Here is a 24,385-nt window from a genome sequence, read left to right on the forward strand (position 1 = left end):
GAGAGGGGTTGGGGAGAGGGGAACCCGCCATGCCCTCACACCCCTTCGCAAAACACCTCCGCACCACCATGACCGAAGCCGAACACCGCCTTTGGTTCCACCTTCGCGCCCATCGCTTCGCCGGATTCAAGTTCAAGCGGCAGCAGCCACTAGGTGCCTACATCGTCGATTTCGTCGCCTTCCGGCATCGCCTGGTGGTTGAAGCCGATGGCGGTCAACACCACGCCAGCCTGCGTGATGGCGTCCGGGATGCGTGGCTGGCGGGGCAGGGGTTTCGGGTGCTTCGATTCTGGAATCATGAGGTGTTGCAGAATACGCAGGGGGTGTTGGATGAGATCTGGCGTGCGCTCTGCGCCGGCCCCTCTCCCCCGGCCCCTCTCCCACAAGGGGAGAGGGGAGCAAAGCCACCCGGCTCCTGAGCCCCTCTCCCCAACCCCTCTCCCCTTGTGGGAGAGGGGTTGGGGAGAGGGGGAACCCGCCCCGAACCCAGCGAGAACCCCATGCCCCAAGCCCCGCAGCTGAAAATCCCCGCCACCTACCTCCGCGGCGGCACCAGCAAAGGCGTGTTCTTCCGCCTCGACGACCTGCCCGAAGCCGCGCGCATCCCCGGTCCGGCCCGCGATGCGCTGCTGATGCGCGTCATCGGCTCGCCCGACCCCTACGGCAAGCACACCGACGGCATGGGCGGTGCGACCTCGAGCACCAGCAAGTGCGTGATCATCGCCGCGAGCAGCCAGCCGGGTCATGACGTGGACTATCTCTACGGCCAGGTCTCGATCGACACCGCCTTTGTCGACTGGAGCGGCAACTGCGGCAACCTCAGCACGGCGGTGGGCCCTTATGCGATCGCGAACGGCTTCATCGAGCCCTCGCGGCTTCCGGAGAACGGCATCTTCGTGGTGCGCATCTGGCAGGCCAATATCGGCAAGACCATCCTCTGCCATGTGCCGATCACGAACGGTCAGGTCCAGGAAACCGGCGACTTCGAACTCGACGGCGTCACCTTCCCGGCCGCCGAGATCGTGCTGGAGTTCATCGACCCGGCTGACGAGGGCGAAGGCGAGGGCGGCGGCGCGATGTTCCCGACCGGCCAGCTCACCGATCATCTCGAGGTGCCCGGCGTCGGCACGCTTGAAGTGACGATGATCAACGTCGGCATCCCCACCGTTTTCGTCAACGCCCGGGACATCGGCTACACCGGCACTGAACTGCAGGACGCCATCAACGGCGACCCGAAGGCCCTGGCCATGTTCGAAACCATCCGCGCCCACGGCGCCGTGCGCATGGGTCTGATCAAGAACGTGGCCGAGGCCGCCACGCGCCAGCACACGCCCAAGGTCGCCTTCGTCGCGCCACCGGCCGACTACCGCACCAGCAGCGGCAAGCAGGTCGCGGCCAGCGAGATCGACCTGCACGTTCGCGCGCTGTCCATGGGCAAGCTGCACCACGCGATGATGGGCACCTGCGCGGTGGCCATCGGTACCGCCGCCGCCATCCCCGGCACGCTGGTCAATCGCGCCGCGGGCGGCGGCGAGCGCAGCGCGGTGCGCTTCGGCCACCCCAGCGGCACTCTGCGGGTGGGCGCGGAGGCCAGCCAGGTCAAGGGCGCGTGGGTGGTGCGCAAGGCCATCATGAGCCGCAGCGCGCGCGTGCTGATGGAGGGCGCGGTGCGCGTGCCGGCGAACAGCCTGGAGGCGTGAAGCCGGAGCGCACATGGCCTCGGTTACCATGCTGCTAACGATTCAGTAGGAGTGCGACATGTCCCTATCCGGAAAAACCATCGCCGTCACCGGCGCCTTCGGCACGCTGGGTACCGCCGTGGTCCAGGCCCTGTTGGCGCAGGGCGCCCAGGTGGCCGCGATTGATCTGGCGGATGCGCCCCGTGAACCCGCAGCGCTCAAGGGCGCCAGCCTGCACGGCGGCCTGGACCTGGGAGATGCCAAGGCGGCGAACGCCGCATTCGCGACCATCGCCAAGCAGCACGGCCGCCTCGACGGCCTGGTCAATATCGCCGGCGGCTTCCGTTGGGAAGAAGTGGCGGGCGGCTCCCTCGACACCTGGGAAGCGATGTACCAGATGAACGTGCGCACCGCCGTGGCGGCCTGCCAGGCGGCGCTGCCGCAGCTTCCGGACGGGGGTCGCATCGTCAACATCGGCGCCAATGGCGCAGTGAAGGCGGGCGCCGGCATGGGAGCCTACGCGGCCTCGAAGTCGGGCGTGATGCGCCTCACCGAAGCCCTGGCGGAAGAGCTCAAGGATCGCGGCATCACCGTCAACGCGCTGCTGCCCAGCATCCTCGACACCGCGCCGAACCGGGCCGACATGCCCGATGCCGACTTCAGCCGCTGGGTGCAGCCCTCGCAGCTGGCCGACGCGATCGTCTTCCTGTTGTCTGAGCGGGCGAGCGCCATCACCGGTGCGCTGATTCCTGTCGTCGGCCGGGTCTGAGGCTGCGGCCCGGCAGGCTCGTATGACCTTCGCTGAGCGGATGATCGCTGCGGGGCTGCGCACAACGCTGCGCTGTCTGCTGAAGCCTGCCTTCCATCCCCGCTGGCCGGTTACATGGCAGCGGCGCTGGCTGCATCTGATGGCAAGCATCGGCCGGCTGCCCAAAGGCATCACGCGCCGCGACCTCAGTGTCGGTAGCGTCCGCGCCGAGCGATGGGCCGACGAACGCGCCGCACCGGTGCGCGACGGCAATATACTTTTCCTGCACGGCGGCGGTTACACCGTGGGCTCGCCGCGAACGCATCGCTCGCTCGCCGCCTGGCTGGCGCGCGACAGCGGCTTGCCGGTAGTGGTGATCGACTACCGGCTCGCGCCCGAGCATCCCTTCCCGGCCGCACTGGACGACGCGCTCGCGGCCTTCGATGCCTTGGCCAGCGAGGGTCCGGTGCAGGTCGCCGGCGATTCGGCCGGTGCCGGCTTGGCGCTGGCCTTGGCCTTGATGCTGCGCGAACGCGGCGGCACGCAACCCACCGCGCTGGCGCTGCTGGCGCCGTTGGTGGACCTGCGCGAATCAACGCCGTTGCCGCCGGTGGCGGGCGAAGCGATGCTGACCGAGCGCTGGCTGCACGCCAACGCCCGCCACTACGCCGGCGACGACCTCGCCAACCCGCGGGTGTCGCCGCTGCTGGCCGATTTGCGCGGTCTGCCGCCGACCTTGGTGCAGTTCGGCAGCGACGACCTGCTGCGGCCGCAGGCCGAGGCCCTGCTTGAAGCCCTGGCCCAGGCCGGCGTGGAAACACAGCGCGACCTCACCCCAGACCGCTGGCATGTGTTCCAGCTGCACGCGGGCCAGCTGCCGAGCGCGGATGCGGCGGTGGCGCGGATAGCGCAATTCCTCACGCGTGCGCGGGATGCGGGCGAGGGGCGAAGGCATGTCCACCACACGGTGATCCTCGGCGCCGGCATGTCCGGCCTCTGCGCCGCCATCGAACTGCAAAAAGCCGGTCTGCACGACTTCGTCATGCTTGAACAAAGCGAGGGCATCGGCGGCACCTGGTGGGACAACCGCTACCCCGGTGCCCAGGTGGACGTGCCGGCGCCGGCTTATGCGTTCTCGTTCGCGCCCAACCCACGCTGGCGCCAGCGCTTTGCAAACGCGTCCGAGATCCAGGCCTACCAGCAGGCGCTGGCCGAACGCCATGGCCTGACGGCGCGGCTACGCCTGGGCACGCGCCTTACCGAGGCCCGCTACGACGAAGCCAGCGGCCGCTGGCATTTCCGCACGCAAAGCGGCGAAAGCTTCGAATCGCAGTTCTTCATCTGCAGCACCGGCCCGCTGAGCCAGCCGCGCTGGCCCGATATTCCCGGGCTGGACGACTTCCGTGGCGAGCGCCTGCACAGCGCCCGTTGGGATGCGGAGGTGGCGATGCAGGGCAAGCGCGTGGGCGTCATCGGCACGGGTTCCACCGCCGTGCAGCTGGTGCCACCAGTGGCCGCGAAGGCAGGGCAGCTTTATCTGTTCCAGCGCACGGCCAACTGGGTGCTGCCGCGGCTCGAGCGCAAGTACCGCTGGTTCGACCGCTGGCTGGCGCGGGTGCCCCCTTGGGCCGCGCTGGTGCGACGGTTCTGGGTGGCGTTCCTGGAATTGGGGCGGCGTGGTTTCGAAGAGGGCACGCTGATGCGTCGCATCATGCTGTGGCAAGGGCGCCGGCACCTGCAGGCGCAGGTCACCGATGCCGGGCTGCGTGCCGCGCTGGTGCCCGACTACCCCTTGGGCTGCAAACGCATCATCTATTCCAGCGACTATTACCCGACCCTGTGCCAGCCGCACGTGGAGCTGGTGACCGCCGGCATCGAGCGCTTCACCGCCACCGGCATCCGCTGCGTCGACGGCAGCGAACGTGAGCTGGACGTGCTGGTCTGCGCGACCGGTTTCGACACGGTCAACCTGCTGCAGTCGGTGGTCGTAGCCGGCCGCAATGGCCAGACCCTGGCCGAGGCCTGGCGCGACGGCCCGGAGGCCTGGCAGGGCATCAGCGTGGCGGGCTTCCCGAACCTGTTCCTGCTGCTGGGCCCGAACACCGCCACCGGCCACACCTCGACCCTGCTCTACATTGAACCCGCGGTGCGCTATGCCATCGCCTGCATGCGCGCCGTGGCCGAAGGCGGCCACCGCGCCATCGAGGTGCGCGAGGACGTGATGCGCAGCCACAACGTCGCGCTGCAGCAGCGCCTGTCCGGTTCGATCTGGACCCAGTGCAGCAGCTGGTACCGCATGGACAGCGGCAAGGTGGTGGCGATTTTCCCGGGCTATACCGCCGAGTACCGAAAAGGCATCAGGCAGCTGGCGCCCGAATCCTTCCGCTTCTACTGACAGGACTTGGCAGCGCTTCAGGCGGCACGCGCCGCAGCCTCGACAACGCGGGCCATGTCGGCGGGCGCCACGTGCAGGTGTGGCGCGATCCGCAGCAGGCCGTAGCGATTCGTGCAGGCGATGCGGGCCTGCTTGAGCGCCACGAATACGGCTTCGAGCCGGTCGGCCGGCGGGCGCAACGCGGTGAGGTGTGGCGCATGGTGCGGCGTCTTCCACTCCGACAGTCCCGCCTGGGCGAGGCCGTCGTCGAGCGCGCCGGTGCATTGCGCGAGTGCCGTGGCGATATGCGCGGGCTGCCAGTCCAGCACCTGGTCGATGGCTGCCAGGGCCATCGCCAGCGGCACCAGGCCGTCGAGCCCGCCGGCGTCGTAGCGGCGTGCACCTGCGGCGTAGGGCGTGGTCGGCGCCAGGGCGAAGCGCCACTGGTCGCCAGCGTCGCGGGCAAGCCAGTGGTTCTCGATGGCAAGCCCCTGCATGCGCCAGCGCGGCGCGACCCACAGGCAGGCCAGGCCGCGAGCGCCCAGCAGCCACTTGTAGCCGACCGAGGCGATGAAGTCGGGGCGCCAGCGGGCCAGGTCCACCGGCAGCACGCCCAGGCTCTGGCTCAGGTCGAGCACCCGGGCGATGTCGCGCGCCTGCAGGGCCGCGCAGATGCGGTCAAGGTCGAGCACGGCGCCGTCGTCCCAGCGCACCTGCGGCAGCGTGGCGATGCGCAGGCGCGGACTGTTGGCGATGGCTGCCAGCACGGCCTCGGTCCAGCCCTGGCCGGACTCACGGCGCACGCCACGCAAGCTCGCACCGACCTCGGCGCAGCGTTGCTGCCAGCACAGCAGGTTGGACGGGAACTGCCCCTCGAGCACCAGCACTTCGTCGCCGGCCGCCAGCGCCAGGTTGCGCGCCGCCGTCGTCAGACCATAGGCCGCCGAAGGAACCAGCGCGACACCCTCGGCATCGTCGTCGAACAGACGACCAAGACGCTGGCGCAGCTGCTCGCGCAGGTCCTGCGGCAACACCGGCGGCGGATTCCAGGGACGCGCACTGAGCTCCATGGCCGCCATCGCGGCATCCTGCACGGCGCGCAAGCGCGGGCCCTGCGCCGCGCAATCAAGGTAAAGCACGCCTTCATCGGTCACGAAAGCGTCGGAAGCGGAGCGTGTGATCGGCATACGCCTACTTTACGCCGCGCGCGGCGCCTGATCATGCATCGTTCACCTGCCGGGGGTATGCTTTCGAGTCAATGCGAGTGAATGAATCCGCCACCGCAGAACGCCGGGAACCCCCACCCGCGAAGCAGGCGCTGGCCACGCGCTATCGGGCTGTTCGCGCCTGCAGCCTGGCTTTGGCCGCGCCGCTGTCGGCCGAGGACGCGATGCTGCAGTCCATGCCCGACGCCAGCCCGGCGAAATGGCATCTGGCCCACACCACCTGGTTCTTCGAGCGTTTCGTGCTGGCTGCTGATGCGGGCTACACGCCGGTCGAGCCGCGCTGGGACGTCCTGTTCAACAGCTACTACAACAGCGTCGGCCCCTTCCACGCGCGGGCCAAGCGCGGCGTGTTGTCGCGGCCCACGCTGGCCCAGGTGCTGGACTACCGGGCGGAGGTGGATGCCCGCTTGCTGGAAAAACTGCAGGCCGGCGGCTTCGACGACACCACGCTGCGAGTGCTTGAACTGGGCACGCACCACGAACAGCAGCATCAGGAATTGCTGCTCACCGACATCAAGCACGCCTTCTGGAGCAACCCCCTCGGGCCGGCCTATCGCAAGGACCTGGTGCACGCGACGGGTGAGGCGCGCCTGATGCAATGGGTCGGGCGCGAGGAAGAGGTGGTCGAACAGGGCGCCGCGCCCTGGCCCGCAGCGGGCCGCTTCGCCTACGACAACGAATCGCCGCGGCATCGCGTGCTGGTGCCGGCGCATGCGCTGGCCAGCCGGCCGGTCAGCAATGCCGAGTTCACCGAATTTGTTGCCGAAGGCGGCTATGAGGATCCGGCGCTGTGGCTCAGCGACGGCTGGGACCGCGTGCAGGCCGAAGCCTGGCAGCGACCGATGTACTGGCACGAGGACGGCGCCCGCGAATTCACCCTCGCCGGCTGGCGCGAACGCGACCCGCATGCGCCCGCCTGTCATCTGAGCCTTTACGAAGCCGACGCCTTTGCGCGCTGGGCCGGCGCCCGGCTGCCCACCGAAGCCGAGTGGGAACACGCCGCCGCCGGCCAGGCCAGCGATGGGAACTTTCTCGATTCCGATGCCCTGCATCCGCAGGGGCGGGCTGCCGGCGACGCGCGCCTGCACCAGCTCTTCGGCGATGTCTGGGAATGGACGACGTCGGCCTACACCGCCTATCCCGGCTTCGCACCCCTGTCGGGTTCGCTGGGTGAGTACAACGGCAAGTTCATGAGCGGCCAGGTCATCCTGCGCGGCGGCAGCTGCGCCACGCCATCGAGCCACATCCGTACGAGCTACCGCAATTTCTTCCCACCCCATGCCCGCTGGCAGTTCTCCGGGCTACGCCTGGCCAAGGATCCCCCATGAATGCGACTGCCGATGCCGTCGAACTGACCGACCTCCATCCCAGCCGCGACGACCTGCTGGGCGACGTGCTGTCCGGTCTGTCAGCGACGCCCAAGTGCCTGCCTTCGAAGTATTTCTACGACCGACGTGGCTCCGAGCTGTTCGAGGAAATCACCCGGCAGCCGGAGTACTACCTCACCCGCGTGGAGCTGGCGCTGCTTGAGGCCAGCGCGGCTGACATCGCCGCCGCGGTGGGCCCGCAGACGCACGTCGTCGAGTACGGCAGCGGCAGCGGCCGCAAGACCCGGCTGCTGCTCGACGCACTGCAGGACCCGGTGGCCTACACGCCGGTGGAAATCTCGCGCAGCGCCCTGGTCGCCAGCGTCGAGCGCCTGGACCGTGAATTCGGGCCCGTGCAGATGCTGCCGGTGCTGGGCGACTTCACCCAGGCCGTGCCGCTGCCCGAACCCGAGCGCACGGCGCGCCGGGTGCTGGTGTTTTTCCCCGGTTCGACGCTGGGCAACCTGACCGAAACCGAAGCCGTGCAGCTGCTCGCCGCCATGCGCGAAACCATGGGCCCGGGCGGCGCCGCGCTGATCGGCATCGACCTGGATAAATCCCCCGAACTGATCGAAGCCGCCTACAACGACGCCGCCGGCGTCACCGCCGCGTTCACCCTCAACCTGCTGACGCGCCTGAACCGCGAGCTGGGCGCCGACTTCGACCTCGACGGTTTCCGCCATCGCGCCGTCTACCTGCCGGAAGCCGGCCGCATCGAAACCTTCATCGACAGCCTGCGCGACCAGCAGGTAACGGTGCACGACCAGTGCTTCCGTTTCGCCGCCGGCGAAGCGATGCATGTCGAGTACAGCCACAAATACACCGACGCCGGTTTTTCCAGCCTGGCCGCACGCGCCGGACTGGCCGTGGTGCAGGGCTGGAACGACCCGAAGGACTGGTTCGGCCTGCGGCTGCTGCAGCCGGCCTGATACGCCTCACTTGAACCTAGTCCAAGGCCTCGGTGCCCAGCGGCGGGCAGTTGGCCAGGTCGCTGCGGTCCGGGCTGTCCTTGACCTGCTTGCCGGCGTTGCGCAGGGCGGTACGCAGGCCTTCTTCCAGTACCGGGTGGTAGAAGGGCATGCGCAGCAGGTCGAAGACGGTTAGCTTGCGGTCGATCGCAAGCGCCAGCAGATGGGCGAGGTGATCGCCCGACGGCGTGCACAGCTCCGCACCCAGCAGACAGCCGGTGTCCTTGGCGGCGTACACACGCAGCAGGCCCTGGTTTTTTTGCGCCGCGCGGGCGCGGCCCTGCCGGCGGAAGTCCACTTCGCCGACGACGGTGTCCTTGGGCAAGTCGGGCAGGTGCTTGCCGACGAAAGCGGTGGTCGGGTCGGAGAACACCACGCCCAGCGGCGTGCGGCGTTGGTAGCAGATCGGCTCCTCGGCCATCGCGTTGCGGCCGGCGATGAAACCTTCGTCGGCGGCTTCGTGCAGGATCGGCGCAAAGGTGTTGACGTCGCCGGCGATGAACACGCCGGTGTCGCCTATCTGCAGCATGCCTGGCTGGAACGGCGGCAGGCCCCGATCGTCCAGGTCCAGGCCCAGTGTTTCCAGCCCGACGTCGTCCAGGTTGGGACGGCGGCCAATCGCGACCAGTACTGCGTCCACCTCCACGCGGGAGTCGCCGGCACGCATCAGTACGCCGTCGCCGGCGGCTTCGAGTTCAACGTCGTGGCCGGTGTGCAGGGTGAACTCCTGTTCCAGCGCGGCGCGCAGGGTGGCGTTTACTCTCTCGTCCTGCAGTCCGGCCAGGCGCTCGCCCCGCGAGAACGCAGTGACCTCGATGCCCAGGCGCGCCAGCGCCTGCGCCATTTCCACGCCGATGGCGCCCAGGCCGACCACGCCGATACGGCGCGGCAGGTCGCGGCGTTCGAACAGCGAGTCGGTGGTGATGATCCGGTCGCCGAGCTCGGCCCAGGGCGCAGGCAGCACCGGCCTTGATCCGGTGGCCAGGATGATGCGGCGGGCGGTGTGTTCCTGGCCGTCGATGTCCACGCGGCCGTCGCCGAGCAGCCGGCCGCGTCCGGCGAGGCTGCGCTCGCCCAGCTCGGCGGTGGCCTCGAGCACGCCCGAGACGAAGAAATCCCGCAGCTTGCGCACCCGTTCCAGCACCGCCGGGATATCCACCGACAGCCCTTCGGCACCCGCCACGCCGAATTCAGCCAGCTTCTTGCGGGCATGGAAGGCATTGGCCGCCTCGATCAGCACCTTTGACGGCATGCAGCCGATGCGCGCACACGTGGTGCCGTAGGGTCCGGCGTTGACGATCAGGAAATCCTCGGTGCGCCGGCGTACTTCGCGCAGCGCCGCCAGGCCGGCAGTGCCGGCGCCAAGGATGATGACCTCGTGGTGTCGTGACATGGGCAGGACTCGGTGTGACTTGGCCCATCCTCCCCCAAGCCGGGCCATGGGGGCAAAGGCACGGGCAAACGCGGCCCGAATCAGGGAAAATGAGCGCCTGCGCACCCGGACTGTCCCGAAACCATGCCCATGAGCACGCTGAGTCTCACCCGCCCCGACGACTGGCACCTGCACCTGCGCGACGGCGACATGCTGGCGCGGGTGCTGCCCGACACCGCCCGCCAGTTCGCGCGCGCCATCGTCATGCCCAACCTGGCGCCGCCGGTCACCACCGTCGCCCTGGCTGGCGCCTACCGCGACCGCATCCTGGCCGCGCTGCCGGCGGGCCTGGCCTTCGAGCCGCTGATGACCCTGTACCTGACCGAGCGCACCACGCCCGACGACATCGCCCAGGCCAAGGCCAGCGGCTTCGTGCAAGCGGTGAAGTGGTACCCGGCGGGCGCCACCACCAACTCCGACGCGGGCGTGTCCGACATCCAGCGCTGTGCCGACACCCTGCAGGCCATGCAGGACCACGACCTGCCCCTGCTGGTGCACGGCGAAGTCACCGGCGCCGACGTGGACGTGTTCGATCGCGAAGCGGTGTTCATCGAAACCCTGCTCAAGCCGCTGCTGCAGCGCTTCCCGAAGCTGCGCGTGGTGCTCGAGCACATCACCACCCGCCAGGCCGCCGAATTCATCGCCGCGGCGCCGGCCCACGTCGCCGCGACCATCACCCCGCACCACCTGCTGATGAACCGCAACGCGATGTTCACCGGCGGCCTGCGTCCGCACCACTACTGCCTGCCGGTGCTCAAGCGGGAAGAACATCGGCGCGCGCTGGTGGCTGCTGCCACCGGCGGCAGCCCCAAGTTCTTCCTGGGCACCGACAGTGCACCCCACACCCGCGGCGCCAAGGAATCGGCCTGCGGCTGCGCCGGCATGTACAGCGCGCACGCGGCGCTGGAGCTCTACGCCGAAGTCTTCGAAGCCGAGAACGCGCTCGACAAGCTCGAAGCCTTCGCCAGCTTCCACGGCCCCGACTTCTACCGCCTGCCGCGTAACACCGACCGCGTCACCCTGGTGCGCGAGGCGTGGACCCTGCCGGCCCAACTGGGCGAAGGCGCCGATGCGCTGGTCCCGCTGCGGGCGGGCACCGGCCTGGCTTGGCGGCTGCAGACGCCGGCGGGCTGAACCCTGCCTTCACCCGGCGAATGCTGCTGCGGGCCCGGCCCCAAGCTGGGCGTACATCTGCTGTCCACGCGGCACGGGGGAGAATCCGCAGCATGAACAGCCAAGACCTCAGCCAGCGCCTCAACGCCGACTTCAGCCAGCGCGTCGTTATCCGCCCCGGCGACGTGCCCTGGCAGCCATCGCCCGCGCCGGGCGTGACCCGCTGCCCGCTGGACCGGGTGGGCGCCGAGGCCGCGCGCGCCACCAGCGTGGTGCGATACGCGCCCGGCTCGGTGTTTCCGACCCACGAGCATCCGGACGGCGAAGAGATCCTGGTGCTGGAGGGGGTGTTCAGCGATGAGCGCGGCGACCACGGTCCCGGCACCTATCTGCGCAACCCCGACGGCAGCCGGCATGCGCCGCGTAGCGACGCCGGCTGCACGCTGTTCGTGAAATTGCGGCAGTTCCAGCCGGGTGACACCGAGTCGGTACGGATCGACACCCAGGCGCAGGCCTGGCGCCCCGGCCTGGTGCCGGGCCTGCAGGTGATGCCGCTGCATTCGTTCGGCACCCAGCACACCGCGCTGGTGGACTGGGCGCCGGGCACCGTGTTCCAGCCACATACGCATTGGGGCGGCGAAGAAATCCTGGTGCTCGAAGGCGTGTTCGAAGACGAGCACGGCAGCTACCCGGCCGGCAGCTGGCTGCGCAGTCCGCATCTCTCCCAGCACGCACCGCGTGCCCCGCTGGGCGCGCGCATCCTGGTCAAGACCGGGCATCTGGACCAAGACTTCCTGCGCCGGTGGGCGGCATGAAGAAGGCCATTGGTGCCGCGATTTTTTACGCCCGCTTCGCGCGGCCATTCTCGCGCCTTGGCTTCAAGCGGCGCGTCGGCGACGCGGGTCTGGACGCTGACTTCAGCGGCCAGCGCTGGCTGGTCACCGGCGCCACCGGCGGCATCGGTCTCGCCATTGCTTTGGGCGCGGCGGCCCGCGGTGCAACCGTTTTGGCGCTGGCGCGCGACCCGGTGAAGCTCGACGCACTCGTGCGAAAAGCGCAAGGCCCGGGCCGGATCGAGCCGGTCGTTGTCGACCTGTCGCTGATGCGCGACATCGAGCGCGCAGCGGCCGACGTTGCGGCCGCGGGACCGCTGGACGTGCTGGTGCACAACGTGGGCGTGATGCTGCACGATTTCGCGCTGACCGCCGAGGGCGTGGAGCGCAGCTTCGCCACCAATGTGCTGGGGCACTGGGTGCTGGACGCGGCGCTGCGTCGCGGCGGCGCGCTGGTCGCCGACACCGCCCTTGTTTCGATGAGCTCGGGCGGCATGTACGGTGCCGCGCTGGATCTGGATGCGCTGGAGGCTGATGCCGCCGCCGGCCACGACGGCTTCAGCGCCTACTCCCAGCACAAGCGCGCGCAGCTCGCGCTGACCCATCACTGGAACGGGCTCGGCCCCGGCGCGCCGCGGGCGTGGGTGATGCATCCGGGCTGGGTCGACACCGATGGCGTGCGCAGTTCGCTGCCCGGCTTCCGCAAGCTGTTCCGCGCTGTGCTGCGAACCCCGGAAGAAGGGGCCGACACCGCCCTGTGGCTGGCCGCAACGCGGCCGCCCACCGGCGAGGGCATCTGGCTCGACCGGCAGCGCGATGACGAGCATGCGTTCGGCTTCACCCGTGGCGGCGCGGGCGCCGAGGCGCTGGTGGATCGGCTCACCGCGCGGGCATCCGTGGCGCTTGAGCGTCGCCGGCGCTGAGCTGGCCGGATCGCTGAAATTGTGTAACCCGGACCCTAGCCGCTACCCTTGGCCGCTGTGATGATCCTGCCGAATATCGTGTTCCGCTCGCTTCTGGCCTTGGTGCTGGGTTCGGCGGTGCTGTGCCTGCTGGTGCAGCCGGTGCTGAGTGCCGGCCATGAGCTGCACGAACTCGAACACGTGCAGGTCGCTTCCGCGGCCGATGGCTGCGCAGACGATACTGAATCGGTTCCCGAGCCCGGCACCCTCGAGGGCCTGCTGCACGCCTTCGACTGCTGCCTTCATGCAACGGCCCTGACCGGCACGGCGTTGGCGTGGACGCCACGCGTGATGGGCGCCAGCCCGCCGAAGACCGCCGTTTCCACGGTCGCAGCCTCACCTTTGTCGCGTTTCCTGCGCCCTCCCATCTCCGCCTGACGCCTGTTCGCCGTGGGACGCCGTGTCCCACCCGTCCGATGTCGGAGAACCTCCCATGCTTATTTCCAAGGCGGCGATGGCTGCCCTGTGGCTTTGCGCCCTGTGCGCGCACGCCACGCAAAGCGTTTCGCCCGTGCCGTCCCTTAGCCTCGAGCAGGCATTCGTACTCACCCAACGCAACCATCCCGAGCTCAAGCGCCTGCCGCTACGCCAGCTTGTTGGGTCGGCCGAGGTGGACATCGCGGCGCAGGCACCGGCGCTGGTGGTCGGCGTTGAGCTTGAGAACGTGCTGGGCAGCGGTGAATTCCGCGCCGCCGACAGCGCCGACTTCTCGCTGACCCTGGGGTCCTTGTTTGAGCCCGCCGCCAGACGGCAGGCGCGCCAGACGCTGGCGCAATCGCGCCTCGCCGGTCTCGACCTCGCGGCGGAAGGTCAACGCCTGGACCTTATGGCCGAAGTGGCGCGTCGCTATCTGGAGGCCTTGGCGGCGCAGGCCGAGAGCCAGGTACTGGCAGACAGCGTGACCCGGCATCGGGCGATGGCCATCGCCGCCGCCCGACGCGTCCAGGCCGGTGCCGCCCCGGAAGCGGTGAGGCTGGGTGCCGAGGCGGCGCTCGCCCGCGCCGAGCTTGAACATGCGCGCACGCTGGAAGACGCGAGCGCCGCGCGTCGGCGTCTGGCCTTGATGTGGGGCCGCGCTGATCCTGATTTCCAAAGCCTGACCGGCGATCTGCTGGTGCTGCCGGATACGCCCGAGTTCGCGACGCTGGCGGCGCTGATCGAACGGACGCCCGAGCTACAGCGTTTCGCCGGCGAGACGCGGATTCGCGAAGCGCGCCTGCAGCTGGCGCAGGCGCAGTCGCGTCCTGATCTTGAATGGCAGGTGGGACTGCGGCGGCTGCAGGGCAGCGAGGACTGGGCTTTGATGGGCGGGCTGTCGCTGCCGCTGGGCAGCCGCCAGCGCGCGCAGCCGGCCATCCGTGCCGCGCAGGCCGAGCTCGAGGAGCTGGCGCTGGACCGCGAGGCCGGCGCACTCAGTCTGTACGCCACGCTGGCGCAGGCCCACGCCCGCCTGCGCGTGGATGCGTTGTCGGTGCAGCGCAGCGGCGACATCCTGCTGCCGCTGCTCGAGCGCGCCGAGCGTTCGGCCGGCAAGGCTTACCGCGCGGGCGCCTTGAGCTACCTGGAGTGGGCGCAGCTGCAGCTTGATTTGCTGACCGCTCGCCGTGACCGCATCGCCGCCGCGCACGAGTTCCACCGCGCGCTAATTGAAATCCAGCGACTGACCGCTGAGCCCTTCGTGCTCGCGGACGACACTTTCGAGGAAACCACGCCATGAGCCTGCGCCAACTTTCCGTCCTCCTGCTGCTCACGTTCGGACTGGCCGCCTGCGGCGGCGACCCCGCGGACAGCCATGCCCATGACGCAGAAGCCGGCCACGACGAGCAGGCCGGGCACGACGAACACGACGAACACGACGAACACTCCGAAAGCGAGGAAACCGGCACGCGCATCCCGGCCCAGATCGCCGCGGATGCCGGCATCGTCGTCGCGCCCGCGGGCCCGGGCGTGATCCGCGATGAGCATGACGTGCAGGGGCGCCTGACGCCGATCGAAGGCCGATACGCCCGGGTGGTAGCGCGATTCCCGGGGCCGGTGAAGGCGGTCAGCGTCGGCATTGGCGATACGGTGCGCGCCGGTCAGCCGCTGGCCACGATCGAAAGCAACGTAAGCCTGTCCAACTACACCCTGACGGCGCCCTTGGCCGGCACGGTGCTGGCGCGAAACGTGGCCGTGGGCGATCTCGCCGGCGATCAGCCACTGTTCGAGATCGCCGATCTCTCCTCGCTTTGGGTGGAACTCCATCTGTTCGGCGCCGATGCCCAGAACGTCAGGCCCGGACTGCCGGTCGTGGTCACCCGCCTCAGTGATGGCGTGAGCGCGACGACTTCGCTCGATCGCGTGCTGCCGGGCGTTGCAACCGCCAGCCAGAGCAGCGTGGCCCGCGCCACGATCGCCAATACCGACGGCCGCTGGCGCCCCGGCGCGGCCGTGCGCGCCCGCGCTACGGTGGCCGAAGACAGCGTGGCGCTGGTGGTGCCCCTGGCGGCACTGCAGCGCTTGCGCGACGAGGATGTCGTGTTCGTCCGCGTCGGCGAGGACTACGAAGGCCGCCCGCTCAAACTGAGTCGTCGCGACGGCAGCCACGTCGAGGTACTGGGCGGTCTGGCGGCAGGCGATGAGGTAGTGGTTGAGCAGAGCTATATCGTCAAGGCCGACATCGAGAAATCGGGTGCCTCGCATGACCACTAACCCGCCCGGCATGCTCGAGCGAGTGATCCGATTCTCGATCGGGCACCGCTGGATGATGCTGCTGGCTACCTTGGCCCTGTCGGCCTTGGGCGTCTGGAGCTTCACCCAACTTCCCATCGACGCCACGCCCGACATCACCAACGTGCAGGTGCAGATCAATACCCATGCGCCCGGCTATTCGCCGCTGGAGTCCGAGCAGCGCGTCACTTACCCGATTGAAACCGCCCTGGCCGGATTACCCCGGCTGGACTACACGCGCTCGCTCTCGCGCTATGGGCTGTCGCAGGTGACCGTGGTGTTCAAGGACGGCACCGACATCTACTTTGCGCGGCAGCAGGTGGCCGAACGGCTGCAGCAGGCGAAATCGCAGCTGCCGCCCGGTCTTGAACCGGAGCTGGGGCCGGTAGCCACCGGCCTGGGCGAGATCTACATGTACACCGTGGAAGCCGCGCCGGGCGCCACCCGGCCCGACGGCAGCCCGTGGACCGCCACCGACCTGCGTACCCTGCAGGACTGGGTCGTCCGGCCCCAGCTGCGCAACACGCCGGGCGTGACCGAGGTCAACACCATTGGCGGCTTCGCGCGGCAGATCCACATCACGCCCGACCCGGCCAAACTGATCGCCTACGGGTTCACCCTGCAGGACGTGGTGGACGTTGTGTCGCGCAACAACCAGAGCATCGGCGCGGGCTACATCGAGCGCAATGGACAGCAGTACCTCGTGCGCGTGCCGGGCCAGGTGTCGGACCTCGATAGCCTGCGCCGGCTCGTGCTCGATCGCCGTGACGGCGTGCCGATCCGGGTGGGCGATGTCGCCGAAGTCGGCGACGGCCCCGAGCTGCGCACCGGTGCTGCCACCCAGAACGGCCAGGAGATCGTGCTGGGCACGGTATTCATGCTGATCGGCGAGAACAGCCGCGCCGTGGCGCAGGCGACCGCGGCGCGACTGCAGGACGTTGCCAAGTCACTGCCCGAGGGCGTGGTGGTCACGCCCGTCTACGACCGCACGGCGCTGGTGGATCGGACCATCGCCACGGTGACCAAGAACCTGGTCGAAGGCGCCTTGCTGGTGATCGTGGTGCTGCTGTTGCTGCTGGGCAACGTCCGGGCCGCGCTGATTACCGCCGCCGTGATTCCGATCGCGATGCTGATGACCATCACCGGCATGGTGCGCGGCGGCGTCTCGGGCAACCTGATGAGCTTGGGCGCACTGGATTTCGGCCTGATCGTTGACGGCGCGGTGATCATCATCGAAAACTGCCTGCGCCGGTTCGGCGAGCGCCAGCAGGCACTGGGGCGGGTGCTGACGCGCGACGAACGCTTCGACCTGACCGCGACCGCCACGGCCGAGGTCATCCGGCCCAGCCTGTTCGGCATCGCCATCATCGCGGCGGTCTACCTGCCGGTGTTCGCGCTGACCGGCATCGAAGGCAAGATGTTCCATCCCATGGCTTTCACCGTGGTGCTGGCCCTGACCGCGGCGATGTTGCTGTCTCTCACCTTCGTGCCGGCGGCGGTGGCGGTGTTCATGAGCGGCAGGGTGAAAGAGAAGGAAAGCCGGGTTCTGCTGGCGATCCGTCGCGCCTACGCGCCCGCGCTGGCGTGGTCGCTGCGGCTTCGCGTGGCGGTGGTGTCCGGTGCCGGCGCCTTGGTGGTGCTGTTCGGACTATTGGCCGGCAGCTTGGGCACCGAGTTCATTCCGAGCCTGGACGAGGGCGACATCGCCCTGCATGCGCTGCGCATCCCGGGCACCAGCCTGGGCCAGGCGGTGGAGATGCAAGGCGCGCTGGAGGCGCGAATAAAGCAGTTCGATGAAGTCGACCGGGTATTCGGCAAGCTCGGCACCGCCGAAGTCGCTACCGATCCGATGCCGCCTTCGGTAGCCGATACCTTCATCATGCTCAAGCCGCGTGAGCAATGGCCGGATCCCCGCAAGAGCAAGGCCGAGCTGGTTGCCGAGATCGAGGTGGGCGTACGCGAATTGCCCGGCAACAACTATGAGATCACGCAGCCCATCCAGATGCGCATGAATGAACTCATCTCCGGCGTGCGCGCGGACGTGGCCATCAAGCTCTACGGTGATGACCTCGACACGCTGGTGGAAGTGGGCGAGCGGATCGAGGCGGTGGCCCGCACGGTGCGCGGCGCCTCGGACGTGAAGATGGAGCAGGCGACGGGTCTGCCGCTCCTGTCGATCACGCCCAAGCCCGAGGGCCTGAGCCGCTATGGCTTGAACCAGGTGGCGATCCAGGAGGCCGTGGCCACGGCCGTGGGCGGCACCGTGGCCGGGCAGCTGTTCGAGGGCGATCGCCGCTTCGACCTGGTGGTAAGACTGCCCGAAGACCTGCGCAGTGATCCGGCCCGGCTGGCGGACCTGCCCATTGCGCTGCCGGCGCAGGCCGAGACGGGCCGTAGCGCAAGCTGGAGCCGTGGCGAGGCAAGGACCGTACCGCTCAGGGAGCTGGCGACGATCGAGATCATTGAAGGGCCCAATCAGGTCAACCGCGAGAACGGCAAACGACGAGTCGTCGTCACGGCCAATGTGCGTGATCGCGACCTGGGTGGATTCGTGGCGGAACTCAGGGAAGAGGTTGATGCGCAGGTGGCTGTTCCCGCCGGCTATTGGGTGGACTACGGCGGCACGTTCGAGCAGCTGATCGCGGCCACGCAGCGACTGTCCATCGTGGTGCCGTTGACGCTGGCCCTGATCCTGGGGCTGCTGTTCCTGGCCTTCGGGTCCGGTCGCGATGCGCTGATCGTCTTCAGCGGCGTGCCGCTGGCCCTCACCGGCGGGGTGCTGGCGCTCTGGCTGCGGGACATTCCGCTGTCCATCTCCGCCAGCGTCGGCTTCATCGCGCTCTCCGGCGTGGCCGTGCTCAATGGCGTGGTCATGATCTCGTTCATACGCAGCCTGCGCCTGAAGGGCCATCAGCTCGACGAGGCCATCCGCGAGGGCGCGCTCAGCCGGCTGCGGCCGGTACTGGTCACGGCCCTGGTGGCGTCACTGGGCTTCGTGCCCATGGCCTTCAACGTCGGGGCCGGCGCCGAGGTACAGCGCCCGCTGGCGACGGTGGTGATTGGCGGTATCGTGTCGTCGACGTTGCTGACCCTGCTGGTGCTGCCGGCGCTCTATCGCCTGCTGCACCGCGACGGCGACAGCGGCCGCAGCACTCCCGATCCACTGGGCGGACACCATGAATCTGTTTGAAAGGCTTCTGACCGTGTGGGTGGCGCTGGGCATTGCCCTTGGCGTAGCGCTTGGCTTGCTGCTGCCGGGCGCCTTCCAGGCGGTCGCGTCGTTCGAGATGGCCCACGTCAATCTGGTCGTCGCCGCGCTCATCTGGATAATGATTTACCCGATGATGATCCAGATTGACTGGGCCGCGGTGAAGGATGTCGGCAAGAAGCCGCAGGGCCTGTTTCTCACGCTCGCCATCAACTGGTTGATCAAGCCCTTCACGATGGCGGGCATCGGCGTTTTTTTTTTCCACTATCTGTTCGCTGGCTGGGTGGATCCTCAATCGGCCAACGAATACATCGCCGGCATGATCCTGCTGGGCGTGGCGCCCTGCACGGCCATGGTTTTCGTGTGGAGCCAGCTGGTCAAAGGCGACGCCAACTACACGCTGGTCCAGGTTTCGGTCAACGACCTGATCATGGTCGTCGCCTTTGCGCCGATCGCAGCGTTCCTGCTGGGCGTTACCGATGTCACCGTGCCGTGGGAAACGCTGGTGCTGTCGACGGTGCTCTATGTGGTGCTGCCCCTGCTGGCAGGCATGGTGACCCGACAGATACTGGTCAAGCGCTCAGCCGCCGCACTGGGGCAGTTCGTCGCGCGCATCAAGCCGTGGTCGATGGTGGGCCTGATTGCCACCGTCGTCCTGCTGTTTGGTTTTCAGGCAAAAACCATCATCGCGCAGCCCGCCGTGATCGTTCTGATCGCCATACCCTTGATCCTTCAGACCTATGGCATTTTCCTGATCGGCTGGTGGGGCGCCAAGCTGCTCAAGCTGCCGCACGCTATCGCCGGCCCCGCCTGCCTCATCGGCACGTCCAATTTCTTCGAGCTGGCCGTGGCCGTGGCCATATCACTGTTCGGGTTGAACTCCGGCGCCGCCTTGGCGACCGTGGTGGGCGTGTTGGTCGAGGTGCCGGTCATGCTCTCGCTGGTGGCCATCATCAACCGGGCTGGCCGCATCCGCAGCCGGAACGGCTGATCCTGGCGCCCTCGCGTGTGATTCGCGAGGCCTCGCCAGTTTCAGCTCGCTCGCTGTGCTGCGTTTTGGCCCACGAAGCCGCTCCACTGCGTACTTTAAAGAAAGCCATTGTGTCCCTGGAGGACTTTCATGCGTCGTACGCCTTTGCTGCTCGCCCTGCTTCTTGCTCTTCCCGTCGCCGGACAGGCGTCCGAACACCGCGTGGCCGACTGGCCCGGCGGCGAGGCGCAGATCATGAGTTACGCGCCTGGCGGCTCGGTGCTGGTGGGCCAGATCGCCGACGACGGGACCGTGTCGCTGGCGCTGCCGGAGACGGCTTCGATGCCGCAGCCACTGGGTAAAACCTTCCCGTCGTGCCTGGAGGACGGCACGGCGATCGCCAGCCCGGAAGAAGCCGCTTTCGTGCCGACCTCGCTGTTCGCCTCTCGAGACGGTGAAGAGCTGGGCGCCCTGCACCTGGCCACCGATGCCGCGATGGTGGCGTGGCGCGCGAGCTGGGGTCAGGGCGACGCGCCCACGGGCGCGTGGCTGCAGTGGGTTCACGTGGACCAGGCGGCAACGGTGACTGCGGAATGCGTGCAGCCCACCTACACCGACCCCGAAGCAACCGACGAATACCCGCAGACCACCGACTATCGCGTGACGCTGGCGCCGGGCTGGAACCTGCTCCGGTATTCCATCACGTCCCTGCATCTCGACCCTACCGGCCGCAACCACCCGCGTCTGACCGAGGTCGATGCGCTGGAGGACCTGCCCGAAGACGCCCAGTGGTTCTTTGAAGCCTACTGATCGCGACACATCCACGGAGAACACCATGAATCATTTCGCCACTGCGGCCCGACCGCATGCGTTGCTTTTGTCCCTGACCGTTCTGCTTGCCAGCGCCTGTGGGTCCGGCCCGGCTGATCCGGCGGCCAGCGCCACCATGCCGGCGGCAACGGTGGCCGACGAAGACGACGACTACAGCGACGACGCGGGCCTGGGCAGCGGCGCACTGGACTTCCACCTGGCGCCGGACACCACGCTGCCCCTGCCCGTCACCTTCTGCGCCGGCCAGGGCACCATTCTCACCATCGCTGCCCGCGAGGGTGAAACCCAGGTGGACCTGCGCGTGATCGAGTTACCCACGCTGCGCGACGGTGCGCCGCTGGAGGAGGTTACCGAGGCGGGCTACCGGTTCACCGGTGAAGACCAGGGCCGCGTATTCCAGGAAGTCTGGCAGTCCAAAGCAATCGATAACGTGGTGCGCGACCAGGACACCACCCGCGTGAGCGGGACCATGTACGGCCTGCGCATGTACGACAAGGGCAATGGCGCCTTCACGTCACCTGAGCCGATTGACGACGGCGCCCATCACGCCTTCACCATTTCGGTGACCTGCTCGCTGTGAGGGCGCGGCTTCGCGTGACGTAGCGCGATTCGAAGCCGACCCAGGGCTCGCATCCCAGGATGCGAGCCCTGCTCATTCCTCGTCGCAGCCGCCGGCTTGCCGGACTTCGCAAATGGTCTGCATCACCGACAGGCGCAGGCCGCTGACGGGGTCGGCGCTGGCGCTAACCGTGGTGTGGCCATAGCCCTCGCCCGATGCCACGAGATCGATTTCAATGTCGACCGAGCTCGCATCGGCGTCCGGGTCGGGTGCGCGATCCAGGCACTGCGCCAGCTGCGCGTTGAATGCGGGCGACAGCGACTCGACCTCGGGGAAGCTGCAGACGTGGGCGATCTGCGAAATGCGCGCATCCTCGTCACCGTGCCAAACATCCACCACTTCGCAAAGTTTGGCGCCCCGCAAAGGCGTGTCGGAACTGTTCACGGTGTGCACGTAGTCAGGATCCACCTCGGCAAAGGGCACGCCCAGTCGCGCTGCGAGCGCAACGGCGGTTTCCTGGACCTGCCAGGAGCCCCTGATTTTGTTGAAGCGGGTGGGAGCTTCGGCCACCACCGCCTGCAGCTGCGCGCATTCGAAAGGCAGTGCGGGCGTGTCGAGGGGCGTCGGCATCGGCGTGTGCGGCGCAATGGCGAGCGCCAGCCAGACGGCGACGGCGCTCATTTCAGCCCCGGCAAGATTTCGCGCGCCATTGCGATGGCTTTGTCGCGGACCTGGTCCGGCGCGTCGGTGTCCGCCACCGCCACGTGCAGCACCCAGTTCGCATCCAGCACCGACAGCTGGCCACGCTGGTCCGACCACACCGCCCGGTCGCCAATACCGTCCACCGCCACCGGCGGCTCGATGCGATACGAGGACAGCACGCGCTGCCAGTCCGAGTCAGGCGAACTGACCTTGGCGACGGTGAGCGTGACGCGCCCTTCGCCGCCCACTTCCACCGTTTGGCCGCCGAACTCCATCTTCCGCTTCGCCTCCGTCGCCCACACGTAGGTGCAGGACGGGTAGGTCTTGTTGCGGAACCGGCTTTCAAGCTCGGCCGGCGCCTTCGGGAAGTGACGGCGCAGGCCCGCCTCGCTCAGCAGCGGGCATTCATCGCTGGACGCGCCTTCGGCCACCATGCTTCGAAGTGAAGAGGCCGCGGGCGCAGAGTCTGCAGCCGCCTCTTGGGGCGCCGCGCCGCAGGCCATCAGGGCGAGTGGCAGGATGGCGGCAGCTAAGCGGCTTGAGGTGCGGGCGTAGGACATGGTGCTGCTCCTTAATCGGCGGCCGTCGTGTGACGGGTCTTGCAGAGAAAGTATCAGGTAGCCAGCCAACGCCGGGGTCACTATCGCGGAGGCGAGAAAGGCTTACCAAGCCTTACGGCGGAAGCAGATTCTTCAGGCCGCGGCGTCGAAGCGCCCGCTACTTGTAGCGGGGGAGCGGCACGCTTTCCAAGACCCGGACGGCGAGGTTCCGAGCCGGAGCGAGCACACACCGCTGCCGGCAATGCGGACGTTCTTGAGCCACAAAAAAACCCGCAAAAGTGCGGGCTTAATGATGGTGGCTATAGGTGGACTCGAACCACCGACCTCAGCATTATGAGTGCCGCGCTCTAACCAGCTGAGCTACATAGCCATCGTGTTTTGCGCTGTCCATTGCAGACAGGGCCGCGAATTCTGGGCCGTCTGGCCGCTCATGTCAATAAAAGCCGTCCGGCTTGTGGCAGCGCGCGCGGCTGTGGCAGGCTGGCCCTAGTGAAGCTTTTGGAGTCCGTTTCGTGGTCGATCCGGACGGTTTTCGCCCCAATGTGGGCATTGTGCTGATGCACGGCGACGGGCGGTTGTTCTGGGCCAGGCGGGTCAACCGGGACGGTTGGCAGTTTCCGCAGGGCGGCATGAACACCGACGAGACGCCGCGCGAAGCCATGTTCCGCGAACTGCGCGAGGAGACCGGCCTGCTGCCTGAGCACGTGGACGTGCTGGGCGCCACGCCGGGCTGGCTGCGCTATCGCCTGCCGCGCCGCTGCGTGCGCCGGGGCAATCGGCCCGTCTGCATCGGGCAGAAACAGGTCTGGTTCCTGCTGCGCCTCAAGGGCCAGGAGGCCGACGTGCGCCTGGACCTGACCGACAAGCCCGAGTTCGACAGCTGGCGCTGGGTGGATTTCTGGTACCCAGCCGAGCACGTGGTCAGCTTCAAGCGCGAGGTTTACGCGCGGGCGCTGCAGCACCTGGCGCCGCACGCCCGGGCCGTGGCGGGGGAGGGGGCGGTTCCCGAGGCGGCTGCGCTGCTGGAGGCTTTGCTGGCGCCGCTTAAGGCTGTGCAGGGGCGGCGGTAGCGGATGTAGGAGGGCCTTCAGGCCCGAAGCTTTTCGGCGAAAAGCTTCGGGCCTGAAGGCCCTCCTACAGGTTCTGTGGGGATGCGGTTGACAATGGTTCGCATTTACGTGGAGAATGGGAACCGTTCCCATTCAGCCATGGATTCCGCCATGTACGTCTGCATCTGCCACGGGGTTACCGATCAGGATATTCGCCAGGCGGCGGATGCTGGCTGCGGCTCGCTGACCGAGCTGACGATGCGAACCGGGCTGGGCAGCGGCTGCGGCACTTGCGGTGACTTTGCCCGCGAGATTCTCGACGAGGCGCGTGCGACCAAGGCGTTCCCGCTGCCGGTGTTTGCGGCGGCGGCGTAAGCGCGGGCTCTTCCTGTAGGAGGGCCTTCAGGCCCGAAGCTTTTCGCCGAAAAGCTTCGGGCCTGAAGGCCCTCCTACATTGGGGGGTGAGAACGGGAGCGATTCCTGTTTCCGCATGGGCTTGGCAATGAGGTTATGGTGCCGGCCTGTCCACGCAAAAGGAGGCTTGCCATGAAGGGCGACGCCAAGGTCATCGCGCACCTCAACAAGGCGCTGTACAACGAACTGATCGCGATCAATCAGTACTTCCTGCATGCCCGCATGTTCAAGAACTGGGGTCTGAAGGAACTCGGCGAGCACGAGTTCAAGGAATCGATTGACGAGATGAAGCACGCCGATCTGTTGATTGAGCGCATCCTCTTCCTCGACGGTCTGCCGAACCTGCAGAACCTGGGCAAGCTCTTTATCGGTCAGTCGCCGAAGGAAGCGCTGGAGTGCGATCTCAAGCTCGAGCATCAGGCGGTGCCTGACCTCAAGGCCGGCATCGTCGACTGCGAGGCGGTGGGTGACTTCGTGTCGCGCAAGCTGCTGGCGGATATCCTCGAGTCGGAGGAAGAGCATATCGATTGGCTGGAGACCCAGCTGGCGCTGATCGAGCGCCTGGGCGAGCAGAACTACTTCCAGACCAAGATCGGCAGCTGAGCCGGTCGGCGGTGATGAGAAAGAAAAGCCCGGCCATTGGCCGGGCTTTTTCGTTGCGGCTTTTGTAGGAGGGCCTTC

General features: G+C 68.0%; 23 protein-coding genes and 1 tRNA gene. 19 read left to right on the plus strand and 5 right to left on the minus strand.

Translation table 11 applies throughout. The features are described from left to right. Positions 1–68: 68 nt before the first annotated feature. The 4 genes from ACYVGY_RS11750 to ACYVGY_RS11765 all read left to right on the plus strand — a co-directional run bounded on the left by ACYVGY_RS11750 (position 69) and on the right by ACYVGY_RS11765 (position 4,822). Positions 69–419, plus strand: a complete 351-nt coding sequence (locus ACYVGY_RS11750; RefSeq protein ID WP_460457680.1) for an endonuclease domain-containing protein — start codon at positions 69–71, stop codon at positions 417–419. An 81-nt stretch (positions 420–500) separates the two neighbouring features. Further along, positions 501–1,700, plus strand: coding sequence for a 2-methylaconitate cis-trans isomerase PrpF (prpF, locus tag ACYVGY_RS11755; RefSeq protein ID WP_460457681.1), 1,200 nt, complete (start codon positions 501–503; stop codon positions 1,698–1,700). A gap of 58 nt (positions 1,701–1,758) precedes the next feature. Continuing rightward, positions 1,759–2,448 carry an SDR family oxidoreductase gene (locus ACYVGY_RS11760; RefSeq protein ID WP_460457682.1) on the plus strand — a complete coding sequence of 230 codons (690 nt, stop codon included), beginning with the start codon at positions 1,759–1,761 and terminating at the stop codon, positions 2,446–2,448. A gap of 22 nt (positions 2,449–2,470) precedes the next feature. Continuing rightward, positions 2,471–4,822 carry an alpha/beta hydrolase fold domain-containing protein gene (locus ACYVGY_RS11765; protein WP_460457683.1) on the plus strand — a complete coding sequence of 784 codons (2,352 nt, stop codon included), beginning with the start codon at positions 2,471–2,473 and terminating at the stop codon, positions 4,820–4,822. Between the two features lie 17 nt (positions 4,823–4,839). Here the strand turns inward: ACYVGY_RS11765 and ACYVGY_RS11770 are convergent, their stop codons facing one another. Further along, complete coding sequence (locus tag ACYVGY_RS11770; RefSeq protein WP_460457684.1) at positions 4,840–5,988, minus strand: aminotransferase class V-fold PLP-dependent enzyme; 1,149 nt, start codon at positions 5,986–5,988, stop codon at positions 4,840–4,842. A 71-nt stretch (positions 5,989–6,059) separates the two neighbouring features. Here ACYVGY_RS11770 and egtB point away from each other — a divergent pair, with 71 nt between their 5' ends. Continuing rightward, positions 6,060–7,355, plus strand: a complete 1,296-nt coding sequence (gene egtB, locus ACYVGY_RS11775; protein WP_460457685.1) for an ergothioneine biosynthesis protein EgtB — start codon at positions 6,060–6,062, stop codon at positions 7,353–7,355. Continuing rightward, positions 7,352–8,323: an L-histidine N(alpha)-methyltransferase gene (egtD, locus tag ACYVGY_RS11780; protein WP_460457686.1), complete on the plus strand. Its 972-nt coding sequence runs from the start codon at positions 7,352–7,354 to the stop codon at positions 8,321–8,323. The genes egtB and egtD overlap by 4 nt, the downstream gene beginning before the upstream one ends. 16 nt (positions 8,324–8,339) lie before the next feature. Here egtD and ACYVGY_RS11785 read toward each other — a convergent pair whose 3' ends face one another. Then, positions 8,340–9,755: a dihydrolipoyl dehydrogenase gene (locus tag ACYVGY_RS11785; RefSeq protein WP_460457687.1), complete on the minus strand. Its 1,416-nt coding sequence runs from the start codon at positions 9,753–9,755 to the stop codon at positions 8,340–8,342. A 123-nt stretch (positions 9,756–9,878) separates the two neighbouring features. Here ACYVGY_RS11785 and pyrC point away from each other — a divergent pair, with 123 nt between their 5' ends. The 10 genes from pyrC to ACYVGY_RS11835 all read left to right on the plus strand — a co-directional run bounded on the left by pyrC (position 9,879) and on the right by ACYVGY_RS11835 (position 21,000). Next, positions 9,879–10,928, plus strand: coding sequence for a dihydroorotase (gene pyrC, locus ACYVGY_RS11790; RefSeq protein ID WP_460457688.1), 1,050 nt, complete (start codon positions 9,879–9,881; stop codon positions 10,926–10,928). 92 nt (positions 10,929–11,020) lie between these two features. Further along, positions 11,021–11,722 carry a cupin domain-containing protein gene (locus ACYVGY_RS11795; RefSeq protein ID WP_460457689.1) on the plus strand — a complete coding sequence of 234 codons (702 nt, stop codon included), beginning with the start codon at positions 11,021–11,023 and terminating at the stop codon, positions 11,720–11,722. Further along, a complete protein-coding gene (locus ACYVGY_RS11800; protein WP_460457690.1) occupies positions 11,719–12,663 on the plus strand; it encodes an SDR family NAD(P)-dependent oxidoreductase in 945 nt (314 codons plus the stop codon). Before ACYVGY_RS11795 ends, ACYVGY_RS11800 begins: the two co-directional genes overlap by 4 nt. A gap of 60 nt (positions 12,664–12,723) precedes the next feature. Then, positions 12,724–13,080, plus strand: a complete 357-nt coding sequence (locus ACYVGY_RS11805; RefSeq protein WP_460457691.1) for a hypothetical protein — start codon at positions 12,724–12,726, stop codon at positions 13,078–13,080. 55 nt (positions 13,081–13,135) lie between these two features. Beyond that, the gene (locus tag ACYVGY_RS11810) at positions 13,136–14,419 is read left to right on the plus strand and encodes a TolC family protein (RefSeq protein ID WP_460457692.1); all 1,284 of its coding nucleotides are present in this window, start codon (positions 13,136–13,138) and stop codon (positions 14,417–14,419) included. Then, entirely contained in the window at positions 14,416–15,393 is a 978-nt protein-coding gene (locus tag ACYVGY_RS11815; RefSeq protein WP_460457693.1) for an efflux RND transporter periplasmic adaptor subunit, read from the plus strand. The genes ACYVGY_RS11810 and ACYVGY_RS11815 overlap by 4 nt, the downstream gene beginning before the upstream one ends. Before the next feature lie 10 nt (positions 15,394–15,403). Then, positions 15,404–18,601, plus strand: a complete 3,198-nt coding sequence (locus ACYVGY_RS11820) for an efflux RND transporter permease subunit (protein ID WP_460457747.1) — start codon at positions 15,404–15,406, stop codon at positions 18,599–18,601. Continuing rightward, complete coding sequence (gene arsB, locus ACYVGY_RS11825) at positions 18,588–19,610, plus strand: ACR3 family arsenite efflux transporter (RefSeq protein WP_460457694.1); 1,023 nt, start codon at positions 18,588–18,590, stop codon at positions 19,608–19,610. The genes ACYVGY_RS11820 and arsB overlap by 14 nt, the downstream gene beginning before the upstream one ends. A gap of 129 nt (positions 19,611–19,739) precedes the next feature. Then, complete coding sequence (locus tag ACYVGY_RS11830; RefSeq protein ID WP_460457695.1) at positions 19,740–20,399, plus strand: hypothetical protein; 660 nt, start codon at positions 19,740–19,742, stop codon at positions 20,397–20,399. Between the two features lie 25 nt (positions 20,400–20,424). Beyond that, complete coding sequence (locus ACYVGY_RS11835; protein ID WP_460457696.1) at positions 20,425–21,000, plus strand: hypothetical protein; 576 nt, start codon at positions 20,425–20,427, stop codon at positions 20,998–21,000. 72 nt (positions 21,001–21,072) lie between these two features. Here ACYVGY_RS11835 and ACYVGY_RS11840 read toward each other — a convergent pair whose 3' ends face one another. The 3 genes from ACYVGY_RS11840 to ACYVGY_RS11850 all read right to left on the minus strand — a co-directional run bounded on the left by ACYVGY_RS11840 (position 21,073) and on the right by ACYVGY_RS11850 (position 22,611). Beyond that, positions 21,073–21,660 carry a hypothetical protein gene (locus ACYVGY_RS11840; RefSeq protein ID WP_460457697.1) on the minus strand — a complete coding sequence of 196 codons (588 nt, stop codon included), beginning with the start codon at positions 21,658–21,660 and terminating at the stop codon, positions 21,073–21,075. Continuing rightward, the gene (locus ACYVGY_RS11845; RefSeq protein WP_460457698.1) at positions 21,657–22,241 is read right to left on the minus strand and encodes a hypothetical protein; all 585 of its coding nucleotides are present in this window, start codon (positions 22,239–22,241) and stop codon (positions 21,657–21,659) included. Before ACYVGY_RS11845 ends, ACYVGY_RS11840 begins: the two co-directional genes overlap by 4 nt. Before the next feature lie 293 nt (positions 22,242–22,534). Continuing rightward, positions 22,535–22,611: transfer RNA gene (locus ACYVGY_RS11850), tRNA-Met, on the minus strand. Positions 22,612–22,753: 142 nt separating this feature from the next. Here ACYVGY_RS11850 and ACYVGY_RS11855 point away from each other — a divergent pair. The 3 genes from ACYVGY_RS11855 (at position 22,754) to bfr (ending at position 24,307) form a co-directional block, all read left to right on the plus strand. Beyond that, positions 22,754–23,311: an RNA pyrophosphohydrolase gene (locus ACYVGY_RS11855; protein WP_460457699.1), complete on the plus strand. Its 558-nt coding sequence runs from the start codon at positions 22,754–22,756 to the stop codon at positions 23,309–23,311. Positions 23,312–23,461: 150 nt separating this feature from the next. After that, positions 23,462–23,665, plus strand: a complete 204-nt coding sequence (locus ACYVGY_RS11860) for a bacterioferritin-associated ferredoxin (protein ID WP_460457700.1) — start codon at positions 23,462–23,464, stop codon at positions 23,663–23,665. Positions 23,666–23,836: 171 nt separating this feature from the next. Beyond that, the gene (gene bfr / locus ACYVGY_RS11865) at positions 23,837–24,307 is read left to right on the plus strand and encodes a bacterioferritin (RefSeq protein WP_460457701.1); all 471 of its coding nucleotides are present in this window, start codon (positions 23,837–23,839) and stop codon (positions 24,305–24,307) included. Positions 24,308–24,385: the final 78 nt, after the last annotated feature.

Source organism: Arenimonas alkanexedens (genome assembly GCF_054781355.1).

Coding starts and splice junctions, on each gene's coding strand:
- ACYVGY_RS11750 (WP_460457680.1), top strand. CDS start 69: ATGACCGAAGCCGAACACCGCCTTTGGTTCCACCTTCGCGCCCATCGC.
- prpF (WP_460457681.1), top strand. CDS start 501: ATGCCCCAAGCCCCGCAGCTGAAAATCCCCGCCACCTACCTCCGCGGC.
- ACYVGY_RS11760 (WP_460457682.1), top strand. CDS start 1,759: ATGTCCCTATCCGGAAAAACCATCGCCGTCACCGGCGCCTTCGGCACG.
- ACYVGY_RS11765 (WP_460457683.1), top strand. CDS start 2,471: ATGACCTTCGCTGAGCGGATGATCGCTGCGGGGCTGCGCACAACGCTG.
- ACYVGY_RS11770 (WP_460457684.1), bottom strand. CDS start 5,988: ATGCCGATCACACGCTCCGCTTCCGACGCTTTCGTGACCGATGAAGGC.
- egtB (WP_460457685.1), top strand. CDS start 6,060: ATGCGAGTGAATGAATCCGCCACCGCAGAACGCCGGGAACCCCCACCC.
- egtD (WP_460457686.1), top strand. CDS start 7,352: ATGAATGCGACTGCCGATGCCGTCGAACTGACCGACCTCCATCCCAGC.
- ACYVGY_RS11785 (WP_460457687.1), bottom strand. CDS start 9,755: ATGTCACGACACCACGAGGTCATCATCCTTGGCGCCGGCACTGCCGGC.
- pyrC (WP_460457688.1), top strand. CDS start 9,879: ATGCCCATGAGCACGCTGAGTCTCACCCGCCCCGACGACTGGCACCTG.
- ACYVGY_RS11795 (WP_460457689.1), top strand. CDS start 11,021: ATGAACAGCCAAGACCTCAGCCAGCGCCTCAACGCCGACTTCAGCCAG.
- ACYVGY_RS11800 (WP_460457690.1), top strand. CDS start 11,719: ATGAAGAAGGCCATTGGTGCCGCGATTTTTTACGCCCGCTTCGCGCGG.
- ACYVGY_RS11805 (WP_460457691.1), top strand. CDS start 12,724: ATGATCCTGCCGAATATCGTGTTCCGCTCGCTTCTGGCCTTGGTGCTG.
- ACYVGY_RS11810 (WP_460457692.1), top strand. CDS start 13,136: ATGCTTATTTCCAAGGCGGCGATGGCTGCCCTGTGGCTTTGCGCCCTG.
- ACYVGY_RS11815 (WP_460457693.1), top strand. CDS start 14,416: ATGAGCCTGCGCCAACTTTCCGTCCTCCTGCTGCTCACGTTCGGACTG.
- ACYVGY_RS11820 (WP_460457747.1), top strand. CDS start 15,404: ATGCTCGAGCGAGTGATCCGATTCTCGATCGGGCACCGCTGGATGATG.
- arsB (WP_460457694.1), top strand. CDS start 18,588: ATGAATCTGTTTGAAAGGCTTCTGACCGTGTGGGTGGCGCTGGGCATT.
- ACYVGY_RS11830 (WP_460457695.1), top strand. CDS start 19,740: ATGCGTCGTACGCCTTTGCTGCTCGCCCTGCTTCTTGCTCTTCCCGTC.
- ACYVGY_RS11835 (WP_460457696.1), top strand. CDS start 20,425: ATGAATCATTTCGCCACTGCGGCCCGACCGCATGCGTTGCTTTTGTCC.
- ACYVGY_RS11840 (WP_460457697.1), bottom strand. CDS start 21,660: ATGAGCGCCGTCGCCGTCTGGCTGGCGCTCGCCATTGCGCCGCACACG.
- ACYVGY_RS11845 (WP_460457698.1), bottom strand. CDS start 22,241: ATGTCCTACGCCCGCACCTCAAGCCGCTTAGCTGCCGCCATCCTGCCA.
- ACYVGY_RS11860 (WP_460457700.1), top strand. CDS start 23,462: ATGTACGTCTGCATCTGCCACGGGGTTACCGATCAGGATATTCGCCAG.
- bfr (WP_460457701.1), top strand. CDS start 23,837: ATGAAGGGCGACGCCAAGGTCATCGCGCACCTCAACAAGGCGCTGTAC.